A 1,725-nucleotide genomic window follows, 5' to 3' on the forward strand; every position below is an offset into this window, starting at 1 on the left:
ATGCACCGGCTGCTGAGCGGCGACTTCCTGAAGCACCTGCAGGCCGCGCTGGCCCGCAACGCGGGTGTGCAGCAGTGGCTGCAGCCGGCCGGCGTGGCCCGGCTGATCGAGGCGCAACGCCAGACCGGCGCCCACACCGAGGCGCTGTCGGCGGTGCTGCACTTCGCGCTGTGGCATCGCATCCAGGTGGAGCAAGCCGGCCGCCGACCCCCGGCGCACGCCGACCTGCTGGACTACCTGCACTGAAGCTGCGCCGCCCGGCGGGCAAAGCCCCTGCCGGATCGGCGTTTTCGCCCGGGCGTGCCCGGCGCCTGCCCCGGCACAATCGGGCGCATGGCTGACAAGGTGTTCCCCATCGCCGACCTGCGCCGCACGGCGCCGCTGCCGGCCTCGCTGCCGCTCACCGGCCTGGCCGCGCCCAACGGCCTGCTGGCCGACGCGCTGGGCCGGCCGCTGCGCGACCTGCGCATCTCGGTCACGGACCGCTGCAACTTCCGCTGCGCCTACTGCATGCCCAAGGAAGTGTTCGGCCGCGACCACCGCTTCCTGCCGCAGGAGGCGCTGCTCAGCTTCGAGGAAACCACCCGGCTGGCCCGCCTCTTCGCCGCCCATGGTGTGCGCAAGCTGCGGCTGACCGGCGGCGAGCCGCTGCTGCGCAAGCACGTCGAACGCCTGGTGGCCATGCTGGCCGAGCTGCGCAGCGCCGACGGCGAGCCGATGGACATCACGCTCACCACCAATGCCTCGCTGCTGGCGCGCAAGGCACAGGCCCTGAAAGACGCCGGCCTGCAGCGCGTGACGGTGAGCCTGGACGCGATCGACGACGCGGTGTTCCGCCGCATGAACGACGTCGACTTCGCGGTGGCCGACGTGCTGGCCGGCATCGAGGCGGCGCAGCGCGTGGGCCTGGGGCCGATCAAGGTCAACATGGTGGTGCGCCGCGGCACCAACGACCACGAGATCGTGCCGATGGCGCGCCACTTCCGCGGCAGCGGCGTGGTGCTGCGCTTCATCGAGTACATGGACGTGGGCAGCACCAACGGCTGGCGCATGGACCATGTGCTGCCCTCGGCCGAGGTGCTGGCCCGCATCGACGCAGTGCATCCGCTGGAGCCGCTGGCCCCCAGCCAGACGGGTGAGACCGCCGAGCGCTGGCGCTACCGCGATGGCGCCGGCGAGATCGGGCTGATCTCCAGCGTCACCCAGGCCTTTTGCGGCGACTGCAACCGCGCCCGGCTGTCCACCGAAGGCAAGCTGTTCCTGTGCCTCTTCGCCAGCCGCGGCCACGACCTGCGCGCGCTGCTGCGCGGCGGCGCCAGCGACGAGCAGCTGTCGGCCGCCATCGCCGGCGCCTGGGGCGCGCGGGAAGACCAGTACTCGGTGCTGCGGGCGCAGATGCCGGCCGATGCAGGTGCTGCCGAGCGCAAGGTCGAGATGCATTACATCGGTGGGTAACTGTCAGCCCCCGGTCCGATGCGTACATCGGACCACCCCCCGAGGGGGTCCGGGCCGGCTTGGGGCGGCCCGGCGCTCGGCCCTGAGCCGCGCATGAAGATCGATCGCCGGGCGGTGACAGGGCTGGTGCTGTCCGGCGGCCTGGCCCGCCGCATGGGCGGGGTGGACAAGGGCCTGCAGACCTTCGACGGCCAGCCGCTGGCTCAGCGTGCGGCGCAACGCCTGCAGCCGCAAGTCGCGGCCGTGGCCATCAATGCCAACCGCCACATC

3 protein-coding genes are annotated in these 1,725 nt (G+C 72.4%); all 3 read left to right on the plus strand.

Features of this window, described 5'->3' with window-relative positions; genetic code table 11:
• On the plus strand, positions 1-246 hold a 246-nt coding region (locus ABNT58_RS15830), incomplete at its 5' end, for a hypothetical protein (protein WP_348754419.1).
• 87 nt (positions 247-333) lie between these two features.
• Positions 334-1,455: a GTP 3',8-cyclase MoaA gene (gene moaA / locus ABNT58_RS15835; RefSeq protein ID WP_348754420.1), complete on the plus strand. Its 1,122-nt coding sequence runs from the start codon at positions 334-336 to the stop codon at positions 1,453-1,455.
• 93 nt (positions 1,456-1,548) lie between these two features.
• On the plus strand, positions 1,549-1,725 hold a 177-nt coding region (locus tag ABNT58_RS15840), incomplete at its 3' end, for an NTP transferase domain-containing protein (protein WP_348754421.1).

The sequence above is a fragment of the uncultured Aquincola sp. genome (assembly GCF_964001545.1).
In the GTDB taxonomy this organism is placed as follows: Bacteria; Pseudomonadota; Gammaproteobacteria; order Burkholderiales; family Burkholderiaceae_C; genus Aquincola.